Raw genomic sequence first — 22,603 nt, forward strand, 5'->3', positions numbered from 1 at the left:
GGCGCCGGTATCAAAACCGGTGCCGCTATACTTGCCTACAGCTCCACATTTTCCAGGTGCTGGATGATCTCCGGCCACACCAAGGCCTGCACATCCTGACGTAGCGCGGCACTTTCTTCACAATGCTTTAGGCTGCCATCAGCGGTGGAGTCCAGCCAGTGGTTTTCCCGCAGCGCGGTGATAAAGCTGGAGAGGACATTTTTATCGTAAAATTCTGGCGAACTTAGCCCGTATAACACCGACAATCGCTCTGCCACCTTACGACTGGTGCGCTCCAGCTCACTGCGCGAAATTACTTTGGCTTTGGCGATGATCGCCAGCACCACCGCATAGCGCTGGAAGGTTTCCTGCATACAGCGGCTTAACAGCCAGGCAGCATGATAATCCTGGTTATTGGCTTCTGGCGGCAGCAGGCAGGCGTCATCCTGGCGCAGCAGCCCCTGGCTAAGCATTTGGTTGATGAGCTTGTCGGTATAGGCCAGTGCCTGATCCTGGCTCATATGTATAAATAGCTCGCGCTGCAACAGCGGATACAGGGCCGCCACCAGTTGCAGCACAGCATCGCGGCGACAGGCGCGGTGGGCAAACACCGCCGCCATGATGATGCCGGGCAGGGCAAACAGATGCAGAATATTATTACGGTAATAGGTCAGCAGCACTGCCGAGTCAGTTTGCGGGCGCACCAATTTGCCATAGCCGTCATTACAAAACTCAAAGCGATTAAGCTGCTGCATGTGGGCCACCATCTGCGCTCCGGTTTCATCCGGTACCGTACAGTCGGCAGAAAACGGCGCTTCGCGCTGCAAATGCAAAAAGGCATCCAGCGAGTGGGTCAGCTCTTGCTGGCTCATGGTTTTGTTTTTACTGGATAACAAACACAACGCGGTCAGTGCCATACCATTGATGGCGGCGGAGCGGTTGATGCGCAGCATCACCTCATTGGCCAGATCGTTGACCATGGGCGTCAGCCAGGCTGGTTTTTTGTCCGGATCGGCGGGCAATTTTTGTCGCCAGTCGGGCAACTGCTTTTCTAAAAACTGATTGAGCTGGATGGGCTCGCCAAAGTTCACATAGCCATAGCCATAATTTTTGAGCTTGCGGATGGCTGAGAAAATTTGCCAGTTCGACTCTTTTTTCTTGCCGCTGCCTTTGAGCTCTTTGAGGTAGCTTTTCACTTCCATCACATTTTCATAGCCGATATACACCGGCACAATGCTGACCGGGCGTTTAACCCCTTTAAGTACCGCCTGCATGGTCATGGCCAGCATGCCGGTCTTGGGCGGGATCAGACGGCCGGTACGGCTGCGCCCACCCTCCGGGTAGTATTTGACCGAATAGCCTTTGTTGAACAACAGCTCCAGGTATTCGCGAAACACTGCGGTGTACAACTTATTCCCGGCAAAACTGCGGCGTAAGAAAAACGCGCCCCCGCGGCGAAAAATTTTGCCCACCGGCCAAAAATTGAGGTTAATACCGGCCGCGATGTGCGGGGTTACCATGCCTTCGTGATAAATCACATAGGTCAGCAGCAGATAATCCATGTGGCTGCGGTGGCAGGGCACATAAATGATCTCATGGCCATTACGGGCCAGCTCGCGGACCCTCTCGCTGTGGGCCACGCCGATGCCGTTGTAAATTTTATTCCAGATGCGGGTCAGCAAACGATCGCCAAAGCGCACCAGACCTTCGCGGTAGTCTGCGGCAATCTCATCGATGTAGGCCCGAGCATCCTCACGGGCTTGTTGCGGGGAGCTTTTTTTGCCATCACCGGCTTCGCTGATAGCGCGTTTGACCGCCGGGGCACCGAGCACTGCATTGTGCAGCTCCTGGCGCTCCAGTAAGGTGGGGCCGGTAAGGCTTTGACGCTTACGCTGAAAGTGAGTGCTTGCTACGCGTACCAGCTTGTGGGCAATCTGGGCATCACTGCCATGCTGGGAAGCCATGGAGGCGCACGATACCGCCTTACTTAAGCTGATAAAATTATCGCGGCCCAAAAAGCTCACAATAAACAATTTACGCAGCCAGCTGGGGGTGGCCGCATCAGCAATCAGATCACTAAAGCCCGGGCTGCCTTTGCCCGGCGCACGGCCCCAGGAAATAAACACCGGCACCACCTGCACATCCAGTTGCGGGTTGTCCCGGTGCAGATGAAACAGATCGGTAAACACCGCTTCAATATCAGTATGAGTTTGCTGGCGCGCCCGCACCGGTTGGGTCTTGCGTAAAAATAAGCACGACGGATACTGACGGCCACCCAACATCAGGGTGTCGGTGGGGCTGGGCAGCCCCAGTTTTTGAGTGGCCATGCGCAGCGCCAGCTGGTCGGTCACAGAGTTGCTGGGCATCAGGTAAATGATTGGTTTGCCGGTATCAATGCCCAGCTCACTTTGCACATCGGTGGGAATGGTGTGCGGCTTCACCAGCCATTTAACGGGATAATGAAACACTGACAGAAGCGTTTTGCGTATCCACGACATGAAAAAAATCCTGTGAGTAAAAAAACCGGCGCAGTGTATCACATGTCTTGCATAAATCTGACTTTGACGCCCGCGCCGGGCTGGTGCCAGGTGTAACGCCCGGTTACGCCGGGTAGTTAGTCAAAGATTTTAAGCCGTGCCACGCCGGCCCCCACCGCAGCCAGAATTGCGGTGGCGATAGAGCCCCAGGCCCAATCTACCAGGGTCATGGTCAATGGCCAGCCGGCTACAATAGAATAAGCGGTTAGATTATAAGTCCCGTAGGCAGTGGCGCCCAGCACGAAGCCATAACCAAATGCCGCACCCCAGGGTTTTTGTCGCGTGGGATTTACCGCCAGAAACACCACCGATAAGCAGTACAACAGATAAAAAACTATCCAGGGCCAGGTGATAAACTGAGCGCGCAGCAGGTCTGCAAAATATTCGGTATACAGGGGCATGGCGATCACGCCCAGCCACAAGCCGTCGAGTACGCCAAAGGTGATAAGTATGGCCAGATAGGCCAGCGCCAGTGAGGCAAATTTAGTCTTCATGCAGGTGATAACGCATTTCCACAATGTTTGGTTCAAAACCCGCTGCCTGATAGGCCCGGATCGCCCGGCTGTTGTTGGCAAATACTTCCAGGCGCAGTTCATCATAGCCCTGCTGGCGAACCCACTGGCCCAAAAACTGCAAAATTTGCTGCGCCACGCCCTGGCGCCGAAATGCCGGTTTGGTATACATGAACCCCACATAACCATGATAAGCATGGCGCAAGTACGCCTTGGAGGCGCGCAACTGCACATAGCCTGAGCCAATCACCTGGGCCTGGGTTTCGGCCACCGCGACCCGGGTCGAAGGGTCCTCCAGCAGATCGGCCAGATTGTAATACTGATAAGCATGGGCCACCCGGCGCGGAATATAGTCGGCCTCAGCACTGATAATGCGCTGTTGAAACTCGCTTAGCACAGGCAAATCCGCCTGCGTCGCATTCCGGCAAAAAATCGTCATACCAAGCATTCCTTTGGATTTCTATTTTCAGCATAGCAAACTTACGTTGATGGGCATGGTGACAAATTAAATCGGCTATTGTTGGTGAGCCAAGCTGACCTCAAATCAAAAGCCCAGCGTAGAGCATTAGGCAGAACAACTTTGAGCGGAGACCGTCATGAATGATTTTTACGATGCGATGCTAATAGTTCTAGGCGAATTAGCGTTTACCGGCTAGCGACTTTAGACAATCGCCTTTACGCTTCTCGACGCGGATTTTGCCCAGCACACCAATAAATTAGCCGCTGAACCCTTGCCAAACCCGGCTGACTGTATATACTCTCAGTATAACTGTATGTAAAACCAGGCTGTGTATGCGTCCACTGACCCCCCGACAAACCGAAGTGCTTGAACTGATCAAAGCCAACATGCGCGAAACCGGTATGCCGCCGACCCGTGCCGAAATTGCCAGCCGTTTAGGATTTCGCTCGGCCAATGCCGCCGAAGAGCATTTAAAAGCGCTGGCCCGCAAAGGGGTCATCGAGATTTTACCTGGCACCTCGCGCGGTATCCGGCTCACCACGCCGCTGGAAGATGAAGCCAGTAATGACGAGGTGGGTTTGCCATTGATAGGCCGTGTCGCCGCCGGCGAACCCATTCTGGCTCAGGAGCATATTGAAAGCCATTACCAGGTCGACCCGGCTTTGTTTAAACCCCATGCCGACTTTTTGTTGCGGGTGGATGGCATGAGCATGAAAGACATCGGTATTTTAGACGGTGACTTGTTGGCGGTACATCGTACCACTGATGTACACAATGGCCAGGTGGTGGTCGCCCGGGTCGAAGACGATGTGACGGTAAAACGGTTCGAAAAACGCGGTCACGAAGTACTGTTGCATGCTGAAAATGATGAATTTGCGCCTATCAAGGTCGATTTAACCGCCCAGGCGCTGGCCATCGAAGGCCTGGCAGTTGGCGTGATCCGCAACGCCGACTGGATGTAAACCCACACTACCCAAGCTTTCACTTGCGTAGTGACAGCGGGCTCAGATTGCCTGTTGCATAAGCCGAAAAAAACTTAGCTCACTACGCTATGCATCAGCCCACTGCCTTCCAGTGGGCTTTTTTATACGCTTATAACCTGTGCGCTCACAAAACGTGAGTCTCACCTCTCTTTAGGATTGTTGCTTAGGGGCTGAACGGCAGCAGTGCACGTTTTGCCCCACTGATGCCTCGGACCTAATGATGCTTAGTTTGTCTGTGTCATTATCAGTACCAGTTGTTCCTTTTTGATTATCTTCTTGTCGACCGACATCTTTGTCGCACCGCCTTTGCCACATTCTTGCGAAGCCTTTAAGACCAGCCTTAATTCAGTTACTTGCTAATTTTTTAAACAAATTTTAATTAAAACACTAGACTCGGCGATTTATTTGTTTAATTCTTATACCGTTATTAACATAAAAATAACAACCACATAAAAAGATCTGGTACGGAAAAGATCACACAATATCGCGGGATTGGCGGCGGCCATAGCCATCAATCACCGTCCATCACGGAGGTGTGGAGTGAACAAGCTCGCAAGTATCGTAATGATGGCTCTGGGAACACTTTTTGTTACAGCCCTGGCGCAGGCACAAACCGATCAGCCATCGCAAATCAACTTACGCAGAGGGGTGACGGACATCAGTGGCCAGGTATATGACCTGCACATGTTGATGTTTTATATCTGCGTGGTGATTGCCGTGGTGGTGTTTGGAGTGATGTTTGTCTCCATGTATCTGCACCGCAAATCCCGTGGCGCTGAACCGGCCAAATTTCATGAAAGTGTCAAAGTCGAGATTGCCTGGACTGTGGTGCCATTTTTGATTCTGGTCTTTATGGCGGTACCGGCGGCCAAAACCCTGATCGCCATGGAAGATACGCAAGAGCCGGACATGACTGTACTGGTGACCGGATCGCAATGGAAGTGGCATTACAAATACATGGATTCGGATGTGGAGTTTTATTCGCTGCTGGCGACTCAGCGTGAGCAGATCAGCAATCGCTTTGAAAAAAATGAAAATTATTTACTCGAAGTGGACCGGCCGCTGGTTATCCCCACCGGTCAGAAAGTGCGCTTTTTGATTACCTCAGACGATGTGATTCATTCCTGGTGGGTACCGGATTTTGCGGTGAAAAAAGATGCCAACCCCGGCTTTATCAACGAAGCCTGGACCAAGGTTAACGAGCCGGGGTTATACCGCGGCCAGTGCGCTGAGCTGTGCGGCAAGGATCATGGCTTTATGCCCATTGTGGTCATTGCCAAAGAGCCGGCCGAGTTTGCCAGCTGGATGGATCAGGAGCAGGCCCGTCTGCGAAAAGCCAAAGAAGAAGAGCAACGTCTGCTAGCCATGAACATGAGCAAGGATGAACTGATGAGCGTGGGTGAAAAAGTCTACAACGCCACCTGTGCAGCCTGTCATATGCCAAATGGTGAGGGCCTCAAAGGCACCTTCCCGGCTCTCAAAGGCAGCAAGATGGCACTGGAAGATATGCAGGGCCATATCGACATCGTCGTTAATGGCAAAACCGGTACCGCCATGCAGGCCTTTGGCAAGATGCTTTCGCTCAAAGAGCTGGCGGCGGTGATCACCTACGAGCGTAATGCCTGGGGCAATAACACCGGTGAGCTGGTGCAGCCAAAAGATATCGACGCATTTAACAAAGGGCAATAGGAGCGCAGCATGGCCAATGTTTCTGAACATCCAACAACCGATGCACACGGCGCGGATGCCCATGATGACCATCATGAGCATCATATTCCCAAAGGGATCATGCGCTGGTTGCTGACCACCAACCATAAAGACATCGGCACCCTGTATTTATGGTTCTCGTTCATCATGTTTTTAACCGGTGGCGCCATGGCCATGGTGATCCGGGCTGAATTGTTCCAACCCGGCTTACAGATTGTGGAGCCTGATTTTTTCAACCAGATGACCACGGTACACGGGCTCATCATGGTATTTGGCGCGGTCATGCCTGCTTTTGTCGGGCTGGCTAACTGGCTGGTGCCGATGATGATTGGCGCGCCGGATATGGCGCTGCCGCGCATGAATAACTGGAGCTTCTGGATCCTGCCCTTTGCCTTTACCATCTTACTGGCATCGTTGTTTACCGAAGGCGGCGGCCCCAACTTTGGCTGGACCTTCTATGCGCCATTGTCGACCACCTACAGCAATGACAGCACAGCCCTGTTTGTGTTTTCGGTGCACATCATGGGGATCTCCTCCATCATGGGCGCTATCAATGTCATCGTAACCATCTTTAATATGCGCGCACCGGGCATGACCTGGATGAAGATGCCGCTGTTTGTATGGACCTGGCTGATTACCGCCTTTTTGTTGATTGCGGTGATGCCGGTGCTGGCCGGGGCGGTCACCATGGTGCTGACGGATAAATTTTTTGGCACCAGCTTTTTTGATGCCGCCGGCGGTGGCGATCCGGTGATGTTCCAGCATATTTTCTGGTTCTTTGGTCACCCCGAAGTTTACATCATGATCCTGCCGGCATTTGGCATTATCTCGCACATCATTCCTACCTTTGCCCGCAAGCCGTTGTTTGGCTATGCCTCTATGGTGTACGCCACCGCCTCCATTGCCTTTTTGTCGTTCATTGTGTGGGCCCACCACATGTTTACCACCGGCATGCCGGTGTACATGGAAATGTTTTTTATGTTTGCCACCATGCTGATTTCGGTACCCACCGGGGTCAAGGTGTTTAACTGGGTGGCCACCATGTGGCGCGGTTCGATGACCTTTGAAGTGCCGATGCTCTTCGCCCTGGCCTTTATCGTGTTATTTACCATTGGCGGCTTGTCCGGGCTGATGCTGGCTATTACGCCGGTGGATTTTCAGTACCATGATACCTACTTTGTGGTAGCCCATTTTCACTATGTACTAGTCACCGGGGCTATCTTTTCCATCATGGCGGCCGTGTATTACTGGCTACCGAAGTGGACCGGGCGCATGTTTAACATCGGTCTGGCCAAATGGCATTTTTGGTGCTCGCTGATCTCGGTCAATGTGTTGTTTTTCCCCATGCACTTTGTCGGGCTGGCCGGTATGCCACGGCGGATCCCTGACTACTCACTGCAATTTGCTGATTACAATCAGTGGATCAGCATCGGCGGGTTTGCCTTTGGGCTGTCCCAATTCATCTTTTTAGCGCTGGTGATCCAGGCCTGCCGCAAACAGGGCGAGCCGGTCAGTGACCGGGTGTGGGAAGGCGCGGAAGGGCTGGAGTGGGAAATTCCGTCGCCGGCACCGTACCACACCTTTGAAACGCCGCCGGTGGTGAAATAGCCATGGCCACTGCCAGCAACCACACCCTGGTGCTGCGGCTGGTGATTGTTGTCATCGGCATGTTTGGCTTTGGCTTTGCGTTGGTGCCCTTGTATGACGTGTTTTGCGATCTCACCGGCATCAATGGCAAAACCAGCGCCAACGCGGCGGTGTACGATGCGCCGGTGGTCGACACCAGCCGCGAAATCACGGTGGAGTTTTTGACCCGCACCCATACCGGCATGCCGTGGGAGTTCCGGGCCAATACTCAACGCATCAAAGTCCACCCGGGCCAGCTCAGCACGGTGGAGTTTTTTGTGCGTAACCCCATGCGCAAAGATTTTGTTGCCCAGGCCATCCCCTCGGTCTCACCGGGCGAAGCTGCGCTGTATCTGAATAAAACCGAATGTTTTTGCTTTAACCAGCAACCGCTGGCTGCTGGCGACCAGGCCACTATGCCCATGTCGTTTTATGTCGACCCGGCACTACCGGCAGAGATCACCTATTTTACTGTGCAATACACGCTGTTTGATGTCACTGAGCGGGCGGATTCTTTAGACGCCCAACCTAATCCTTACCTGAACCGCACGGCTCAGGGCGATTAACTGCAACGGAGCGAGCCGGATGGAGAAAGTCATGTCACAGTCCCACGAAAAATACTATGTGCCCGCCCAGAGTCCCTGGCCGATTGTCGGGGCGGTGGCGCTATTTCTTATTGCGGTGGGGGCGGCCAATGTAGTGATTGAATCCACCCGCGATACCGATGGCTATGGCGGGTATATCCTGGCCGCCGGCATGCTGATATTGCTGGTGATGATTGTCGGCTGGTTTAAAAATCAGATTGATGAGTCGATGGCCGGCCTGTACAGCGACCAGCTAGGGCGCTCCTATCGCCAGGGCATGGCCTGGTTTATTTTTTCAGAAGTGATGTTTTTTGCCGCTTTTTTTGGTGCTTTGTTTTATGCCCGTACCATTGCGGTGCCCTGGCTGGGTGGCGCCTCCAACAATGCCATGACCAACGCGGTATTATGGCCGGAGTTTCAGGCTATCTGGCCGCTGCTGACTACCCCGGATGGGACCTCCACCCAGGCCATGGGCCCTGGCGGGCTTCCCACTATTAATACCTTAATCCTGCTGGTGTCCTCGGTCACCTTGCACTACGCCCATGTCGGGCTGGAAAAAAACAAACGTAAACAACTGACCTGGCTGCTGGGAGCAACCATTCTGCTAGGTTGTGCCTTTTTGTATTTACAGGTGGAAGAGTACGTTCATGCCTACCGGGATCTGGGCCTGACTTTGCAGTCAGGAATTTACGGCAATACCTTTTTTATGCTGACCGGCTTTCACGGCATGCATGTGACCCTGGGAACCATTATTTTGATGGTGCTATTTTTTAGGGTGCTCAAGGGCCACTTCACCCCCGAAAACCATTTTGCGTTTCAGGCCGGCAGCTGGTACTGGCACTTTGTCGACGTGGTGTGGGTGATGCTATTTATTTTTGTCTACGTGTTGTAAGACTCAATAGGGCCGGGGGTTAGGGTGAATCAGTCCAGTGGCAACCGCAAGCAGAATCAATACGATGATGCACACCGAAGTCAGCACCCGGCGACCAATGTACTTGCTCATGGGCTGCCCGTTGGGGTCGTTTTTCATCATGACGCGCATGGCCAGAAACAAATTGATCACCATGTAGATCAGCAGCCCCACCACAATAACCTTGATAATCATCAGTCCATCCTTTCTCGCAAACCCGGCTGGCTGCCCCGCTGCTTAGCCGGGCTGCTCGTTGTGCTGGCAATTGGCACCATGGTCAGCCTGGGCCTGTGGCAACTGGACCGCATGGAACAAAAACAACAGCGTTTGGCTAGCATAGCGCAAAAAAGCGCCGCCGCGCCAATCTCTTTGGCGGCGTTGCCAGCCAACACCGATGTGCGGGATTTTCCGGTGCAATTCAGCGGCAGCCGCCAGGATACCAGCCTGTTTCTTATCGACAATCAAATTGAGCAAGGCCAGGTAGGGTATGCGGTGGTGGCTACCTATCTCACCGCAGCAGGTCCGGTAGTGGTCAACTTTGGCTGGGTGGCGGCGCCGCCTTACCGTCATCAGCTACCCGCTGTCACGCTGCCGCAAACCTTAGAAAGCGCTACCGGCGTGATTGCGGTGCCCGGCCACAACCCGGTGGTCAGTGAAACCACCACCGGCCTGACCCCGCCAGCCACTGTGCTCCAGCAACTGGATATCGACGCCGTGGCTACGCTGAGTGACACCCAATTACAACCCTACGTGGTGCAACTGACCGACCCGTCGGCGCAGTTTGTCCGCAACTGGCAGCCCGTGGTGATGTCCCCGGAAAAACATCTGGGCTATGCCATTCAATGGTTTGGCCTGGCACTGGCGGCCTCATTCATCGCCCTGTTTATTTATGTTTATCGGAGGTAACCCATGACCCAGCCTACAAAAACCACCAAACGCCTGACGTCATTTGGCATCCTGGCCGCTTTTGTAGTGCCAGTACTGCTGGCCAAGGTGGCACTGGAAAACGACTGGTTTAACCGGGCCTCTACCAATCATGGGGAGCTGATACAGCCGGTGATGGACTTTTCAGCAGCATTGTCGACTCAGCCACCCAAATGGCGCCTGGTCTATCACCTGCCGGCAAGCTGCGACAGCGCCTGTGAAAATGCGTTGTACAGCATTCACCAGGTGTGGCAGGCCCTGGGACGGGAGTCTGAGCGGGCCCAGGCCACCGTCGTGGTGAACCCGGCCAGTAATCCGGCCATGGTGGCGCGTTTACGCGCCGATGCGCAGGTCAGGCTGGTGGCTGCAGCAGAACAGCCTACCGATGCACGACTGACTCGCTTTGGCCAAAACACCGTGTACCTGGTGGATACCTTAAATAATGCCATGCTGCGCTACACCATCTCTGAGGACCGCCAGACTGCCATTATGGATAGCCGCGATATGCTGGCGGATGTCAAAAAGCTGTTGAAATTATCACGGATTGGATGACCGGGAGTCGCGTATGAAAAAGCTGGTGTTTTGCAGTTTATTGCTAGCCGTAGTGGTGATTGTACTGGGTGCTTATACACGGCTTACCGATGCCGGGTTAGGCTGTCCGGACTGGCCGGGCTGTTATGGGGAACTGTTTGTGCCCACCGGTACTGACAAGGTCGCTCAGGCCAACAGTGCCTTTCCAGAGCGGCCACTGGAGGCCAGCAAAGCCTGGAGTGAGATGATCCACCGCTATTTTGCCGGCGCCCTGGGTGTGCTGATTTTTGTGATTGCCGGGTTGGCCGTGTATCAACGCAACCCTGCCATGCCCCCCGGTCTGCCATTATTTTTATGTGCGCTGGTGGTGTTTCAAGCGGCGCTGGGGATGTGGACAGTGACATTAAACCTGCTGCCGGTGGTGGTAATGGGCCATCTGCTGGGAGGCTTTAGTGTGCTGATGTGCCTGTTTATCCTGCATTTGCGGCTGCACCCCATCCAATGTCGGGAACGGCTCAAATCGGCCCGGCGCATGAGTGCCTTTGCCATCGTGGGCATGCTGATCCTGGCCTGCCAGATTGCGCTGGGTGGCTGGACCTCGGCCAACTATGCTGCTTTAGCCTGTACCAACTTCCCGGTTTGTGAAGGGCAGTGGTGGAGCCAGTTAAATCTGCCGGCTGCTTACAGTGTGCCGTATGCCGACAATTATGAATTTGGCGTACATGATTATACCGCGCGCATGACCATGCATGTGGTGCACCGTGCCGGCGCGCTGGTCACCTTTATTTATTTACTAGCCTTAGGCATTGCGCTGCTGCGCTTACATTCGCGGCTGATGAATACCGCCGGGGGGGCGTTAATTGTGGTGCTGGTGGCGCAGGTGCTGCTGGGGATCAGCAATGTAGTAATGAGCCTGCCGCTGACCGTGGCAGTGGCCCACAACTTTGTGGCGGCCTGTTTACTGATGGTGATGGTGTGGATCACCTATTATCTGTCGATGATGCAGCGCGCATCAGGAGGCGAGCATGAGCAAACTGGCTGATACTTCCCATGCTGCCGGAATAACAGCCCGGCCAGGCTGGCGCGCTTATTACACCCTGACCAAGCCCAATGTGGTGCTGCTGTTGCTGCTCACCGCCCTGGTGGGCATGTGTCTGGCCACCCCCGATGGACTGCCGCTGGAGCGGGTAATGGCGGGGCTGGCCGGGATTGGCCTGCTGGCGGCCAGTGCGGCGGTGTGTAACCATGTGCTGGATCAACAGATCGATCGCCAGATGGCCCGTACTTATCATCGACCAGTGGCCAGTGGCAGTATCACGCCGGTCCAGGCGGTCATCTTTGCTGGGGTGCTGGGCACGCTTGGCATGGCAGTGTTACTGGTGTGGGTCAACCCACTCACAGCCTGGCTGACCCTGACCTCGTTGGTGGGCTATGCCGGTATCTATACCCTGTATTTAAAGCGCGCCACACCCCAAAATATTGTGATAGGCGGGCTGGCCGGCGCCGCTCCGCCACTGTTGGGCTGGGTGGCCATTACCGGTGAGGTGCATGCCCATGCGCTGCTGCTGGTGTTGATTGTGTACACCTGGACTCCGCCGCATTTTTGGGCGCTGGCTGTGCACCGGCAAAAAGATTATGCCCGCGCGGCCATTCCCATGTTGCCGGTCACCCATGGCATTGGGTTTACCTGTACCATGGTTTTAAGCTACACCGTGTTGCTGACCCTGGTATGTTTGCTGCCGTATCTGGTGGGCATGACATCGATGGTGTATCTACTGGCGTCCAGTGTGCTCAACCTGCTGTTTGTCGGGTATGCCTGGCAGTTAAAAGTATCAGATGATCCGCGCTGGGCCATGCGCACCTTTCGTTTTTCCATAGTGCATCTCATGCTATTGTTTGTGGCTTTATTGGTGGATCATTACGTACCGGTAACCTTATGAAACAAACAAGTGTGGTAGGCATTGTCCTGGTGGTGGCTTTTTTAGGCGGTATATGGGCGGCCATTGAAGTGGCGCCGTCAAAAGTCCCGCCCTTTGAGCCTGAGTATGTGTATTTTCAAGCCTACCCTGAAAGCCGCCCGCTGCCGGATTTTTCTCTGCAGCGCGCTGACGGCAGCCAGTTTACCCTGGCCGATCTGCAGCAGCAGTGGACCTTACTGTTCTTGGGCTACACCTTTTGCCCGGATATTTGCCCGGCCACCATGGCTGCGCTCAACCGTATTTACCCGCAATTACAACAACTCGACAGTGAGGCTCCGGTAAAAGTCATGTTTGTGTCGGTGGACCCGCAGCGTGATACCGCCGAGCGATTGGCAAGTTATAAACAGCATTTTAATGATGCATTTATTGCCGCCAGTGCGCCGCATGCTCAGCTTTTTCCGTTTGTGCGCAGCCTGGGGCTGATGTATTCGATGCCTGAAAGTACCGAGCAAGACAGCTATCTGGTGGATCACAGCGGGTCGGTGGCGGTGCTGGATCCGCAAGGGCGACTGGTGGGCCGCTTCAAGCCTGAAGCCACGCCCGGCCGGGTCAGCATCGCCAATCCTAAGCATATTCTGATTGACCTGCCTAAACTGATTGACTATTACCAGCATGAAAATTGATATCCGGCCCGCCCGGGTGGCGGATGCCGATGCGGCAGTGGCGTTATTGATGCTGGCCGCAGGCGACCTGCTGGTGCCCATTTTTGGCCGGGGTGAAACCGCCCAGGCGCAGACATTTTTACGCGCGGCCTGGCAGCATCGTTATGGCCAGTACGGGGCTGATAATCATTGGGTGGCGCTGTATCAGGGCGAGGTGGTGGGCCTGGTCACAGGCTGGCATGATCAGCTTCCGGCAGATTTTGACCGCCAGACCCTGGCCGCTATCACTGCGTTTTACGGGCTGGATGCCAGCATGGATGTGATCATGCGTAGCCAGCAGGTGACCGCAGCCTTGCATCCGCCCCTGGTCAAAGAGCTGGCAGTGGGCCATCTGGCGGTGGATCGGGCTCATCGCCGGATGGGCGTTGGCAGCGCCTTGCTAGCGCATATGGAACAGCAGGCCCGGCAACGGCACAAATTATCGCTGGTGCTGGATGTCCACAAATCCAACACCCGGGCCCTGCGTTTTTACACCGCCCAGGGGTTTACCGAACGCCAGGCGCTGGCCTATTTTATTCAGATGGGCCGAGGCGTCGCGCCAGCCGCTTAATCCGGATAACGGCCATCTTCCGCCGGCCGGAAAAACGGCTGTGAATACCAATAATAGCGGCCACTGGCCTGTTTTGATGGCGCGGTACAATTCACCCGCGAACGTCCCACCGGCAATCGGGCCGGCAAATCCACGGTTACCTTTTGGCTACCCCCTGTCACCGATAAGCGCTCACCATTGTAATAACAGCTCAGCTGAGCATGCTGTACATCCTCCCCGGCTAGGGTCAGGGTCAGCTGCTTAGGATTATCATCATGGGCAAGCTGAGGATCGGCCATGCTGCTGGCGGTGACTGGCATGGCCAGACTGGTCAGCTTGGTACGCAGACTATCAAGCTTGGCATACGGGCCGGCGGCAGCAAACCGCGGCAACGCGCGTAAATCAGAGTGTGGGCCCACCGGGCCGGAGTGCTGGCCAAATGCGACATAGCCGGCTGCTTCGGCCTTGTCAGCTAATGCGTTGTTGTACTCGCCAAACGGGTAGGCCAGCATCTTAAGCGGTGCATCCAGCTCCTTTTCCAGCTTTTGCTGGGCCTGCTGCACATTGCCCCACACCCGTGCCAACCAGGTGGATTGCGACTCGCCATCAGGCTGCGCCAGCATATGCAGATGGTCCAGCGTGTGGTTGGCAAAGGTCACATTTTGTTTGGCCATGTGGCGTACCTGATCCCAGCTGAGCTGGTCCTGGCGTGCCCCGATGGTATCTGGATTGATAAAGATGGTGTAAGGAAAGCCGTATTGTTTGAGCAGCGGGTGTGCATTGGTCAGAATATTTTCAAACCCGTCATCAAAGGTGATGGCCACTGCATTATCCGGCAGCGCGCGGTCATTTTGTAGCGCGCTGACCACCTCGGTAAGCGGCAGCACAGTGTGATGCTTATCCAGATACGCCAAATGCTGAGCAAATTGTTCCGGCGCAATACTGGTGCTGGCCGGTGTCTCAGTAGACACATGATGATACAGCAGAATAGCCGCGTTGGGGCTGGGGGCTGCCTGGGCCGGCAGACTGGCGCCAAGCCATACCACAAGCCCGGTGACGAGCCGGCGTAACATGGTACACTTCATGAAAACTCCCTGAAAAACTTAAACATTGTGACAAATCCCAAACCGCTGACCGGTGCTGCTGCGCACTGGCAAATGCTCAGTCTGGCCTTGCCCATGATTCTGGCCAATATTACCACACCCTTACTGGGCCTGGTGGATACGGCGGTTATGGGGCATATGGATTCAGCCGCGATGCTGGCCGGCGCCTCCATCGGCGCACTGATCCTGACTCAGATTTACTGGGTGTGCGGCTTTTTACGTATGTCAGCCACCGGTTTAAGTGCACAAGCCCGCGGCCAGGCTGATGCTGCGCCGGCCCGCGCTAAAGTATTTTATCAAACCAGCCTCATCGCGGTGATATTAGGGGCATTGGTGTTGGTGCTGCAATCCCCCATCTTGTGGGCCGGTCTTACTCTGGCGGATCCTAACCCGCAGGTCGGTGAACATGTCAGTGCGTATTTTTCGGTACGGGTGTGGGGCGCGCCTGCAGCCATGTTAAATCTGGCGCTGGTCGGTTGGCTGGTCGGCCAGCAACGCACCCGGGCGGTCATGCTGATCCAGATTGTGGGCAATCTGCTCAATGCCGGGCTGGATTTGTGGTTTGTGCTGGGGCTCAACATGTCGGTGGACGGTGTCGCGCTGGCCAGTGTCATTGCCGAATACAGCATGGCCTTCGGCGCTGCGGTACTCGGCCTGCTGACCTGCCGCGGTTATCCGCCGCAACTGGCCTGGTTTAATGCCGCGGCCCGGCGCATCCTGCTGCGCCTGAACGGCAACATGCTGGCGCGGAATCTGGCACTGCAGCTGTGTCTGGCATTTTTAACCCTGCAGGGTGCCCGCTATGGTGAAACTGCGGCCGCGGTCAATGCTATTTTAATGCAGTTTTTTGTGCTGATCGCGCTGGGCCTGGATGGCATCGCTTATGCTGTGGAAGCGCTGGTAGGGGAGTCGGCGGGCCGGCGCAGTGCCGAGCAAGTTAGCCAGCACACTCGGCGCGGACTGATGTGGTCCTGTGGCTTTGCGCTGGTCTATGCGGTGATGTTCTGGGTTGCCGGGCCGCAAATAATTGGGTTATTGACCGACATCAGTGCCTTACACCAAGCCGCCTTACCCTATCTGCCGCTGATGGTGATCCTGCCCCTGGTGGGCCACTGGTGCTTTTTGTTCGATGGCGTGTTTGTTGGCCTCACACGCTCGCAGGCCATGCGCGATACCATGCTACTGTGTGCGCTGGGAGTATTTTTTCCGGTGTGGTGGCTGTCCAAAGAACAGGGCAATCCGGCGTTGTGGTATGCCCTGCTGGCCTTTTTGCTGGCCCGCGGGGTGAGCCTGGCAGCAGTATTTTACCGGCTCAAGGCTCGTCACGCCTTGCTGGCTTCTTCATCGAATTAAAGCGGGTCAGGCGCTGCCAGAATAGACCGGCATAGCCGCTCATAGCCAGCGCAAAACTGGCCAGCAGCAGGGTTAGACTAAGCCAGTATACTAACGCATGATAAGGGCCGGCCACTACCAATAGCGCGGCACTGAGCATAAAGCCAACCAGGCCACTGACAAAGCGCTGCCAGCAGCGGGTGCTATCGGTGAGGGCGGCCCGCCAGGAGGCACGCATCGTCTTAATCGGCCGAGCAGGCGCGTACGCCCGCCTTAGTAATAAGAGTGCTCACCAGCAGTATGCTCAGTAGCATCACGCACACCTTTCAACTCGCCGGCAAACTCTTCCAGCATCTGTTTTTCGATGCCTTCTTTTAAGGTCACATCGACCATGGCACAACCATTACAGCCACCACCAAATTGGAGTACCGCATAGCCATCTTCGGTGATCTCCGTCAGTACCACTTGGCCGCCATGACTGGCCAGCTGCGGGTTCACTTCTGACTCAATCATATAGTTGACCCGCTCCACCAGCGGCGCATCATCCGGCACCTTACGTGCCTTGGCATTGGGCGCCTTCAGGGTGAGCTGTGAACCCATCTGGTCGGTGACATAATCAATTTCCGCTTCTTCCAAATAGGGCGCACTTTCCTGGTCCACCACGGCATCAAAACCGTTAAACTCAAAGCGAAGATCATTATCTTCTACGGCATTAGGCGGGCAATATGACACACCGCACTCAGCCGACGACGTGCCGGGGTTAATTACAAAAACCCGGATGTTGGTCCCAGATTCCTGTTTGTCCAGCAATTTTGCAAAATGTGCCTGAGCGTCTTCTGATATAGTGATCATAACTCTGTCCTGCGTCGAATCGTATTTGGACGATATAATAACAAATTTACCTGAGTAAAACAGTCAAGTATTGATGCATTTTACCAATCAGGCCAATTTATGTGTTGAAGATTAGAACGGAAACTCTGTATGCCAACTGTGTATAACATACAAACTGCCATCTGGCGCCGTACCCTGTTTATGGTGCTGACCCTGATATTTTGCAACCCGGCCCTGGCGGTGATTGACAAAATCTCTGCCGATGACGGGCAGGGCAAGCCAGCTGCCGCCTTTTTACCGGCTGACACTCGCTATGATGATGCTATCACCACCCCGGAAGCCTATCTGGGCGCCAATGTCGGCACCTGGCATGTACGGCATGACCAGTTGGCCGGCTATATGCGGTTGCTGGCTGAACAATCTAATCGGGTGTCGATTCAGGAGACCGGTCGCACACATGAAAACCGCCCGTTGTTATTACTGACCATTACCGCAGCCGACAACCAGCCCAAGGTGGCGCAATGGCGCCAGGCCCATCTCGACCGGCTGCAACGCGGTCGGGTCGACCAGGATGCACCGCTGTTTTTGTACATGGGCTACAGCATTCACGGCAATGAGCCGTCCGGGGCCAATGCCTCTATGCTGATTGCTTATTATCTGGCTGCCGGCAACAGCCAGGCGGTCAATGACTTGCTGGCCAACAATGTGGTACTGCTGGACCCGTCGTTTAATCCTGACGGGCTGTCGCGTTTTGCCCAGTGGGCCAATATGCACAAGGGCAAGCAACTGGCTGCCGATCCGGCCCACCGTGAGCATCGCGAAGGCTGGCCATCCGGGCGTACCAACCATTACTGGTTTGATTTAAACCGTGACTGGTTGTTGTTAACTCACCCAGAATCCCGCGCACGGATTACTCAGATGCAACGCTGGCGCCCCCATGTGGTGACCGACTTTCATGAGATGGGCACCAACAGCACGTATTTTTTCCAGCCCGGTGTGCCTAGTCGCAAAAACCCGAATACTCCGCAGGGCAATGTGACCCTGACCGAGGCGCTGGCCAAATTTCATATCGATGCGTTTGATCAGCAAGGCCAGCTGTATTTTTCAGAAGAAGGCTTTGATGATTTTTATTACGGCAAAGGCTCCTCTTACCCGGATGCGCTGGGCAGTATCGGGATCTTGTTTGAACAAGCCAGTAGTCGTGGCCATTTGCAGGATTCTATCAATGGGCCGCTGGCGTTTGCTGACACCATCCAAAATCAGGTGACCACCTCGTTATCCACCTTTGCTGGCTCGCTGGCCAACAAGCCCGCCTTGCTGCAATACCAAAAAGACTTTGCCGACAACACGCAAAAACTTATCGATAAAGATGACACTGCCGGCTATGTGATGGCCCGCCCGGCTGATCACGCGCGCTTTGACGCCATGCTAAGCCTGTTGGAGCAACACGGCATCGAGTACGCCTGGTTAAGCGATGCACTGAGCTGGGATGAGCACAACTTTGAAGCCGGCGAAGCGGTATTTGTCACCAACAATCAGCCCAAATACCGGCTGATCAAATCGCTGTTTTCGACCCGCACCAATTTTGTCGATAACACCTTTTATGATGTGTCTAACTGGAATTTGCCACTGGCATTTAACCTGAACTATGCAGCACTGCCTAAGCGTCGCGATGGCCGCCTGAAAACCGGTAGCGCGCCGGCTAAAACTACCCTGGCCGACGTGCCGGCGCAAAGTTATGCCTATACGCTGGATTGGCGCCATTATTATACGCCGGCCGCGGTGCAGCGGTTATTAGAGCAAGATGTAATGCTGCGCTCCGCCGGTAAAGCCTTTACGGCGACCACCGCGCAGGGCAAGCAACATGATTTTGCCGCTGGCACCATTGTCATCCCCACCGGGCTGGCGCAGCCAGACAACCTGGCCGAGTTGCTTAAGCAGGTGCAGCAAGACCTGGAGGTGCCGGTGTATGCTATTGCCTCAGGCCATACCACCAGCGGCATCGATCTTGGCAGCCGCGATATGCAACCGATCAAAGAGCCCAAAGTGTTGTTGGTGGGCGGCCGTGGCAGCCGCGAATACGATGTGGGCGAAATCTGGCATTACCTGGATACCCGGGTAGGCATCGCGCCCACTTTGGTGGAAACCCATCGCCTGGCCAGCCTGGCGCTGACCGACTATACCCATATCATCGTAGCCAGTGGCCGTTACACGTCGCTGGGTAAAAAGACCACCGAGGCGATCGACCAGTGGGTGAAGCAGGGCGGCACCCTGATTGGCCAGCGTACTGCGCTGCGCTGGTTTGCCGACCAGCAATGGCTGGATCTGGAAGTTGTCGAGCAAGAGACTATTGACGAGGCGTTTGATACCGAGACACTGTCGTTTGCCGATCAGCAGGACCTGTATGCCAAAAAGCTGATTGCCGGAGCAGTATACGAAGCCGACATTGATGCCACTCACCCGGTGTTTTTTGGCTATGAGCAAAGCCAGTTGCCGATGTTTAAAACCACCAACATGATTGTGAACACCGACAACTCACCCTTTACCACCCCGGCGACCTATACCCAGGCGCCGTTGTTGGCTGGGTACAGCGCCAGTGAGCTGACCAAACTGATTGGTAACTCTGCCGCGGTAGTGGCGCAGGCGCGCGGCCGCGGGGTGGTCATCGGCTTTGTGGACAATATTCAGTTCCGTGGCTACTGGCGCGGTACTGACAAGTTGCTTAGCAACGCAATTTACCAGTCGGTGCACTTACGTTAAGTTGCGCCTGTTGCGTCGGCGCCGGGGTCACTGCGATAGCCCACAGCTGGATGGACACCGTGGGTAGCTGGCGGCGAATTTGCCGGGCTAGCTGATCGGCTGTGCTGCCGGTGGTCACAATGTCGTCCACGATGGCCAGCTGGCTCACCGGAGGCAGCGCGCGTAAACTGAATGCCTGGCGCAAATTGGCGGCACGTTCGCGCTTGCCCAGCGAGGACTGGGCCGGGCCACCGCGCCGTAGGGCCCAGGCCGCATAGGTTGGGATACCGGTGCGCGCACTCAAAGCCCGAGCCAGGGCGCCGGCTTGGTTAAACTGGCGGTAGCCGTAACGCGCCGCAGCCAGCGGTACCGGCAGTAATACTTGCGGCCGCGCTAGCGTGGCCGCATTGTGGTGCTGGCAAAACCAGTCAGCCAGGGTGGGCACCACGCGCCGGTCATGCTGAAATTTGAGCCGTTTAAGCAAGGTACTAAACGGCCAGCTGTACCAGCCACAGGCATGTAGCGCGCATAGCTGGCGATGCTGTAAATGACGAGCAATCGCCGGGCGCAACAACAGATTGGTCGGGCCACCAGTGTGACTAAAAAAGTCGGTGTCCCGGGTACAAAATTTGCAAACCAGCTGCGTGCTTGGCTGCTGGCACAACACACAGCACGATGGCCATACAAAATTCATTCAATTCGCCTGACAGGTAACCTTATGAATGTAGAGCATACCACCACCCCCGCGCTCGTCACCCGTACCCAGGGCACAGGAAAAGATCTGGTTTTACTGCACGGCTGGGGCGTTAACAGCGGCGTATTTGCCTCCTTGCTGCCGCATCTGAGCCAGGAATATCGGGTCACCCTGGTCGATCTGCCCGGCTTTGGTCAGAATCATCAGTACCAGCCAGCGCACTATACCGTGGCGGGCCTGGCCGAGGCGGTGGCGCCGGCGTTGCCTGAAACCTGTATTGTGGGAGGCTGGTCGCTGGGCGGATTGGTGGCACAGCAACTGGCTCTGACTCAACCCCAGCAGGTCAGCGGCCTGGTGACCCTGGCGTCAAGTCCGCGCTTTATAGCCGGCCCGGGCTGGCCGGGGATCGCGCCACAGATGTTGGCTGACTTTGGTCAGTCGTTACAGGCCAGTGTGGCTAAGACCCTCGACCGTTTTTTGGCCATTCAGGCCATGGGCAGCCCGAGTGCCCGCCAGGATATCCGTCATATCAAACAGCAGGTGGCCACCTATCCAGACCCGGCACCCGATGCGGTAGCCGCCGCACTGGCACTGCTGGGGAATGAGGACTTACGTGCCCAGTTGCCACAAATCCGCCAGCCTACCTTACGCATCTTTGGCCGGCTGGATACTCTGGTGCCGGCAGCGGCCATCGATCTGATTTGCCAGTTGCATCCGCAGGCCGATACAGTGGTACTGCCCAGTGCCTCGCACGCCCCGTTTATTTCGCATCCCCAGCAAACCGCTGACATTCTATTGCGCTATCAGCCCTTTTTATGTGGCTAAATTTTTTACATTTGCTGATGAATGGTTAATACTTAATCATTAGTTTTTGCTTAAGGGAGGTGCTATGCAAATTTCTTCTTCTCCTGCCAGTGCATTTGCCTCGGCCCAGGCCGGCATGGCGCAGGCTACCAGTCAGGTGGATCAGGCCGCCAGCCAGATTGCCAGTCAGCAAGGTAACCTGACCAGCAATGCCGTGGCCCTGGTCAGCGGCGAGCAGGCGCATGCCGCCAATGCCAAGGTACTGGAAGCGGCCAGTGGCACCGTCGGTCATATCATCGATATCATGGTGTAATCTGTGAACATCACCCCGCCGGCGCCGGCCGGGCTCTATGCCCCGACGGTCAACCCGAATACCGAAGCGCTGCGCCGGGATAACCAGCAGCGTGAAGTTATTCCGGCTTCTGAGCAAGGTGCGCAGGGGCAGGGCTTAGGCGCTGACAGTGAAAAGCAACGTCCGCCGGGCAGCGCCCTGGTGTATGAGCGCCCGCAGCCAATGGCCGAGCGCCAGGCTACTGCCGAACAAAGTGGCAATGCCGACAACGCGGCGCAGGATGAGTCGGGTGAGCAGCCCGGTAATGACAGTGACCAGGCCAGCGCCGGCCGTGACCAGGCGGACGACAAACAGCAACAAGCCCGCAAGGCGAAAAAAGAGGCACAAGACGTTGCTCAACTGGAAGCGCGGGATAAAGAAGTGCGTATTCACGAACAGGCGCATGCAGCGGTGGGCGGCCAGTATGCTTCTGCGCCGCGTTATGAATACACCACCGGGCCGGATAACAAACGCTATGTTACCGACGGTGAAGTCAGCATTGATGTGAGCAAAGCCGCCACCCCGGCGCAAACCATTGAAAAAATGCAACTGGTACAGCGTGCTGCCCTGGCCCCGGCGGAGCCGTCAGCCCAGGATCGCAAAGTGGCTGCCGAAGCCGCGCAGCAAATAGCCACGGCCAAAAGAGAAGAGTTCGCTGCCAATAGCGAGCAGGTAACTGCCGATAGCCAACAGGTAACACCCACCAGCGAAGAAGTCATCACCCAGCGTGACACCCATGCTTCTGAACAAACCGCGCACCTTCGCGCCAGCCAGGTGATTGCGGCGACCTACCAGGCCGCCAGTCGTCCCTCAGACGCAGGCTTTTCTGCCTTAGCCTGAGCCTCA

The 22,603-nt window shown here is 55.6% G+C and carries 24 protein-coding genes; 16 read left to right on the forward strand and 8 right to left on the reverse strand.

The window, feature by feature from the left end; all coding sequences use genetic code 11:
• Positions 1–35 precede the first annotated feature (35 nt).
• From plsB to ACTUJZ_RS09335, 3 genes are all read right to left on the reverse strand, one after another.
• Positions 36–2,477: a glycerol-3-phosphate 1-O-acyltransferase PlsB gene (gene plsB, locus ACTUJZ_RS09325; RefSeq protein ID WP_463636037.1), complete on the reverse strand. Its 2,442-nt coding sequence runs from the start codon at positions 2,475–2,477 to the stop codon at positions 36–38.
• 116 nt (positions 2,478–2,593) lie between these two features.
• Positions 2,594–3,010, reverse strand: a complete 417-nt coding sequence (locus tag ACTUJZ_RS09330; protein WP_463636038.1) for a DUF2177 family protein — start codon at positions 3,008–3,010, stop codon at positions 2,594–2,596.
• Entirely contained in the window at positions 3,000–3,467 is a 468-nt protein-coding gene (locus ACTUJZ_RS09335; protein ID WP_463636039.1) for a GNAT family N-acetyltransferase, read from the reverse strand. The genes ACTUJZ_RS09330 and ACTUJZ_RS09335 overlap by 11 nt, the downstream gene beginning before the upstream one ends.
• Before the next feature lie 353 nt (positions 3,468–3,820).
• Between ACTUJZ_RS09335 and lexA the strand changes: the two genes are divergently transcribed.
• The 5 genes from lexA (at position 3,821) to ACTUJZ_RS09360 (ending at position 9,280) form a co-directional block, all read left to right on the forward strand.
• Positions 3,821–4,450: a transcriptional repressor LexA gene (lexA, locus tag ACTUJZ_RS09340; protein WP_463636040.1), complete on the forward strand. Its 630-nt coding sequence runs from the start codon at positions 3,821–3,823 to the stop codon at positions 4,448–4,450.
• A gap of 588 nt (positions 4,451–5,038) precedes the next feature.
• The gene (gene coxB, locus ACTUJZ_RS09345) at positions 5,039–6,160 is read left to right on the forward strand and encodes a cytochrome c oxidase subunit II (RefSeq protein WP_463636309.1); all 1,122 of its coding nucleotides are present in this window, start codon (positions 5,039–5,041) and stop codon (positions 6,158–6,160) included.
• A 9-nt stretch (positions 6,161–6,169) separates the two neighbouring features.
• A complete protein-coding gene (gene ctaD / locus ACTUJZ_RS09350) occupies positions 6,170–7,786 on the forward strand; it encodes a cytochrome c oxidase subunit I (protein ID WP_463636041.1) in 1,617 nt (538 codons plus the stop codon).
• Positions 7,787–7,788: 2 nt separating this feature from the next.
• Complete coding sequence (locus ACTUJZ_RS09355) at positions 7,789–8,370, forward strand: cytochrome c oxidase assembly protein (RefSeq protein ID WP_463636042.1); 582 nt, start codon at positions 7,789–7,791, stop codon at positions 8,368–8,370.
• Between the two features lie 31 nt (positions 8,371–8,401).
• Positions 8,402–9,280, forward strand: coding sequence for a cytochrome c oxidase subunit 3 (locus ACTUJZ_RS09360; protein ID WP_463636043.1), 879 nt, complete (start codon positions 8,402–8,404; stop codon positions 9,278–9,280).
• A gap of 3 nt (positions 9,281–9,283) precedes the next feature.
• Here the strand turns inward: ACTUJZ_RS09360 and ACTUJZ_RS09365 are convergent, their stop codons facing one another.
• Entirely contained in the window at positions 9,284–9,493 is a 210-nt protein-coding gene (locus tag ACTUJZ_RS09365; protein WP_463636044.1) for a DUF2909 domain-containing protein, read from the reverse strand.
• A 60-nt stretch (positions 9,494–9,553) separates the two neighbouring features.
• On the opposite strand from ACTUJZ_RS09365, the gene ACTUJZ_RS09370 reads away from it, so the two are divergent.
• The 6 genes from ACTUJZ_RS09370 to ACTUJZ_RS09395 are packed head-to-tail and all read left to right on the forward strand — an operon-like array spanning position 9,554 to position 13,944.
• Positions 9,554–10,204 carry an SURF1 family protein gene (locus tag ACTUJZ_RS09370; protein ID WP_463636045.1) on the forward strand — a complete coding sequence of 217 codons (651 nt, stop codon included), beginning with the start codon at positions 9,554–9,556 and terminating at the stop codon, positions 10,202–10,204.
• 3 nt (positions 10,205–10,207) lie between these two features.
• Positions 10,208–10,774, forward strand: coding sequence for a hypothetical protein (locus tag ACTUJZ_RS09375; protein WP_463636046.1), 567 nt, complete (start codon positions 10,208–10,210; stop codon positions 10,772–10,774).
• 13 nt (positions 10,775–10,787) lie between these two features.
• Positions 10,788–11,795: a COX15/CtaA family protein gene (locus tag ACTUJZ_RS09380; RefSeq protein ID WP_463636047.1), complete on the forward strand. Its 1,008-nt coding sequence runs from the start codon at positions 10,788–10,790 to the stop codon at positions 11,793–11,795.
• Positions 11,779–12,693, forward strand: coding sequence for a heme o synthase (gene cyoE / locus ACTUJZ_RS09385; protein ID WP_463636048.1), 915 nt, complete (start codon positions 11,779–11,781; stop codon positions 12,691–12,693). The genes ACTUJZ_RS09380 and cyoE overlap by 17 nt, the downstream gene beginning before the upstream one ends.
• Positions 12,690–13,355, forward strand: coding sequence for an SCO family protein (locus ACTUJZ_RS09390; RefSeq protein ID WP_463636049.1), 666 nt, complete (start codon positions 12,690–12,692; stop codon positions 13,353–13,355). Before cyoE ends, ACTUJZ_RS09390 begins: the two co-directional genes overlap by 4 nt.
• The gene (locus ACTUJZ_RS09395) at positions 13,345–13,944 is read left to right on the forward strand and encodes a GNAT family N-acetyltransferase (protein ID WP_463636050.1); all 600 of its coding nucleotides are present in this window, start codon (positions 13,345–13,347) and stop codon (positions 13,942–13,944) included. Before ACTUJZ_RS09390 ends, ACTUJZ_RS09395 begins: the two co-directional genes overlap by 11 nt.
• Here the strand turns inward: ACTUJZ_RS09395 and ACTUJZ_RS09400 are convergent.
• On the reverse strand, positions 13,941–15,008 hold the full coding sequence (locus ACTUJZ_RS09400; RefSeq protein ID WP_463636051.1) for a polysaccharide deacetylase family protein: 1,068 nt from the start codon (positions 15,006–15,008) through the stop codon (positions 13,941–13,943). The two genes, ACTUJZ_RS09395 and ACTUJZ_RS09400, sit on opposite strands and share 4 nt — an antisense overlap.
• Positions 15,009–15,101: 93 nt before the next feature.
• Here ACTUJZ_RS09400 and ACTUJZ_RS09405 point away from each other — a divergent pair, with 93 nt between their 5' ends.
• Positions 15,102–16,379: an MATE family efflux transporter gene (locus ACTUJZ_RS09405; protein WP_463636310.1), complete on the forward strand. Its 1,278-nt coding sequence runs from the start codon at positions 15,102–15,104 to the stop codon at positions 16,377–16,379.
• On the opposite strand, the gene ACTUJZ_RS09410 is transcribed toward ACTUJZ_RS09405, so the two are convergent.
• Together ACTUJZ_RS09410 and nfuA are read right to left on the reverse strand one after the other, a co-directional pair.
• Complete coding sequence (locus tag ACTUJZ_RS09410) at positions 16,339–16,596, reverse strand: hypothetical protein (RefSeq protein ID WP_463636052.1); 258 nt, start codon at positions 16,594–16,596, stop codon at positions 16,339–16,341. The two genes, ACTUJZ_RS09405 and ACTUJZ_RS09410, sit on opposite strands and share 41 nt — an antisense overlap.
• A 35-nt stretch (positions 16,597–16,631) precedes the next feature.
• Positions 16,632–17,210, reverse strand: coding sequence for a Fe-S biogenesis protein NfuA (nfuA, locus tag ACTUJZ_RS09415; RefSeq protein ID WP_463636053.1), 579 nt, complete (start codon positions 17,208–17,210; stop codon positions 16,632–16,634).
• Between the two features lie 129 nt (positions 17,211–17,339).
• On the opposite strand from nfuA, the gene ACTUJZ_RS09420 reads away from it, so the two are divergent.
• Positions 17,340–19,949 carry a M14 metallopeptidase family protein gene (locus tag ACTUJZ_RS09420; protein WP_463636054.1) on the forward strand — a complete coding sequence of 870 codons (2,610 nt, stop codon included), beginning with the start codon at positions 17,340–17,342 and terminating at the stop codon, positions 19,947–19,949.
• Here the strand turns inward: ACTUJZ_RS09420 and ACTUJZ_RS09425 are convergent.
• Positions 19,912–20,622: a ComF family protein gene (locus ACTUJZ_RS09425; RefSeq protein ID WP_463636055.1), complete on the reverse strand. Its 711-nt coding sequence runs from the start codon at positions 20,620–20,622 to the stop codon at positions 19,912–19,914. The two genes, ACTUJZ_RS09420 and ACTUJZ_RS09425, sit on opposite strands and share 38 nt — an antisense overlap.
• Before the next feature lie 24 nt (positions 20,623–20,646).
• On the opposite strand from ACTUJZ_RS09425, the gene bioH reads away from it, so the two are divergent.
• From bioH to ACTUJZ_RS09440, 3 genes are all read left to right on the forward strand, one after another.
• Complete coding sequence (gene bioH, locus ACTUJZ_RS09430; protein ID WP_463636056.1) at positions 20,647–21,447, forward strand: pimeloyl-ACP methyl ester esterase BioH; 801 nt, start codon at positions 20,647–20,649, stop codon at positions 21,445–21,447.
• Positions 21,448–21,511: 64 nt separating this feature from the next.
• A complete protein-coding gene (locus ACTUJZ_RS09435) occupies positions 21,512–21,739 on the forward strand; it encodes a hypothetical protein (RefSeq protein ID WP_463636057.1) in 228 nt (75 codons plus the stop codon).
• Positions 21,740–21,742: 3 nt separating this feature from the next.
• Positions 21,743–22,597, forward strand: a complete 855-nt coding sequence (locus ACTUJZ_RS09440) for a putative metalloprotease CJM1_0395 family protein (RefSeq protein WP_463636058.1) — start codon at positions 21,743–21,745, stop codon at positions 22,595–22,597.
• The last annotated feature ends 6 nt before the right edge of the window (positions 22,598–22,603 follow it).

The organism is Alteromonas sp. WD8-37 (assembly GCF_055326825.1).

Excerpts from the sequence above, each read along its gene's own strand:
- nfuA (WP_463636053.1), bottom strand. The coding sequence starts at position 17,210 with ATGATCACTATATCAGAAGACGCTCAGGCACATTTTGCAAAATTGCTG.
- ctaD (WP_463636041.1), top strand. The coding sequence starts at position 6,170 with ATGGCCAATGTTTCTGAACATCCAACAACCGATGCACACGGCGCGGAT.
- ACTUJZ_RS09355 (WP_463636042.1), top strand. The coding sequence starts at position 7,789 with ATGGCCACTGCCAGCAACCACACCCTGGTGCTGCGGCTGGTGATTGTT.
- ACTUJZ_RS09405 (WP_463636310.1), top strand. The coding sequence starts at position 15,102 with ATGATTCTGGCCAATATTACCACACCCTTACTGGGCCTGGTGGATACG.
- ACTUJZ_RS09365 (WP_463636044.1), bottom strand. The coding sequence starts at position 9,493 with ATGATTATCAAGGTTATTGTGGTGGGGCTGCTGATCTACATGGTGATC.
- ACTUJZ_RS09380 (WP_463636047.1), top strand. The coding sequence starts at position 10,788 with ATGAAAAAGCTGGTGTTTTGCAGTTTATTGCTAGCCGTAGTGGTGATT.
- cyoE (WP_463636048.1), top strand. The coding sequence starts at position 11,779 with ATGAGCAAACTGGCTGATACTTCCCATGCTGCCGGAATAACAGCCCGG.
- ACTUJZ_RS09435 (WP_463636057.1), top strand. The coding sequence starts at position 21,512 with ATGCAAATTTCTTCTTCTCCTGCCAGTGCATTTGCCTCGGCCCAGGCC.
- ACTUJZ_RS09410 (WP_463636052.1), bottom strand. The coding sequence starts at position 16,596 with ATGCGTGCCTCCTGGCGGGCCGCCCTCACCGATAGCACCCGCTGCTGG.
- ACTUJZ_RS09335 (WP_463636039.1), bottom strand. The coding sequence starts at position 3,467 with ATGACGATTTTTTGCCGGAATGCGACGCAGGCGGATTTGCCTGTGCTA.
- coxB (WP_463636309.1), top strand. The coding sequence starts at position 5,039 with ATGGCTCTGGGAACACTTTTTGTTACAGCCCTGGCGCAGGCACAAACC.
- ACTUJZ_RS09360 (WP_463636043.1), top strand. The coding sequence starts at position 8,402 with ATGTCACAGTCCCACGAAAAATACTATGTGCCCGCCCAGAGTCCCTGG.
- lexA (WP_463636040.1), top strand. The coding sequence starts at position 3,821 with ATGCGTCCACTGACCCCCCGACAAACCGAAGTGCTTGAACTGATCAAA.
- ACTUJZ_RS09395 (WP_463636050.1), top strand. The coding sequence starts at position 13,345 with ATGAAAATTGATATCCGGCCCGCCCGGGTGGCGGATGCCGATGCGGCA.
- ACTUJZ_RS09330 (WP_463636038.1), bottom strand. The coding sequence starts at position 3,010 with ATGAAGACTAAATTTGCCTCACTGGCGCTGGCCTATCTGGCCATACTT.
- bioH (WP_463636056.1), top strand. The coding sequence starts at position 20,647 with ATGAATGTAGAGCATACCACCACCCCCGCGCTCGTCACCCGTACCCAG.
- ACTUJZ_RS09400 (WP_463636051.1), bottom strand. The coding sequence starts at position 15,008 with ATGAAGTGTACCATGTTACGCCGGCTCGTCACCGGGCTTGTGGTATGG.
- ACTUJZ_RS09420 (WP_463636054.1), top strand. The coding sequence starts at position 17,340 with ATGCCAACTGTGTATAACATACAAACTGCCATCTGGCGCCGTACCCTG.
- plsB (WP_463636037.1), bottom strand. The coding sequence starts at position 2,477 with ATGTCGTGGATACGCAAAACGCTTCTGTCAGTGTTTCATTATCCCGTT.
- ACTUJZ_RS09375 (WP_463636046.1), top strand. The coding sequence starts at position 10,208 with ATGACCCAGCCTACAAAAACCACCAAACGCCTGACGTCATTTGGCATC.
- ACTUJZ_RS09425 (WP_463636055.1), bottom strand. The coding sequence starts at position 20,622 with ATGAATTTTGTATGGCCATCGTGCTGTGTGTTGTGCCAGCAGCCAAGC.
- ACTUJZ_RS09390 (WP_463636049.1), top strand. The coding sequence starts at position 12,690 with ATGAAACAAACAAGTGTGGTAGGCATTGTCCTGGTGGTGGCTTTTTTA.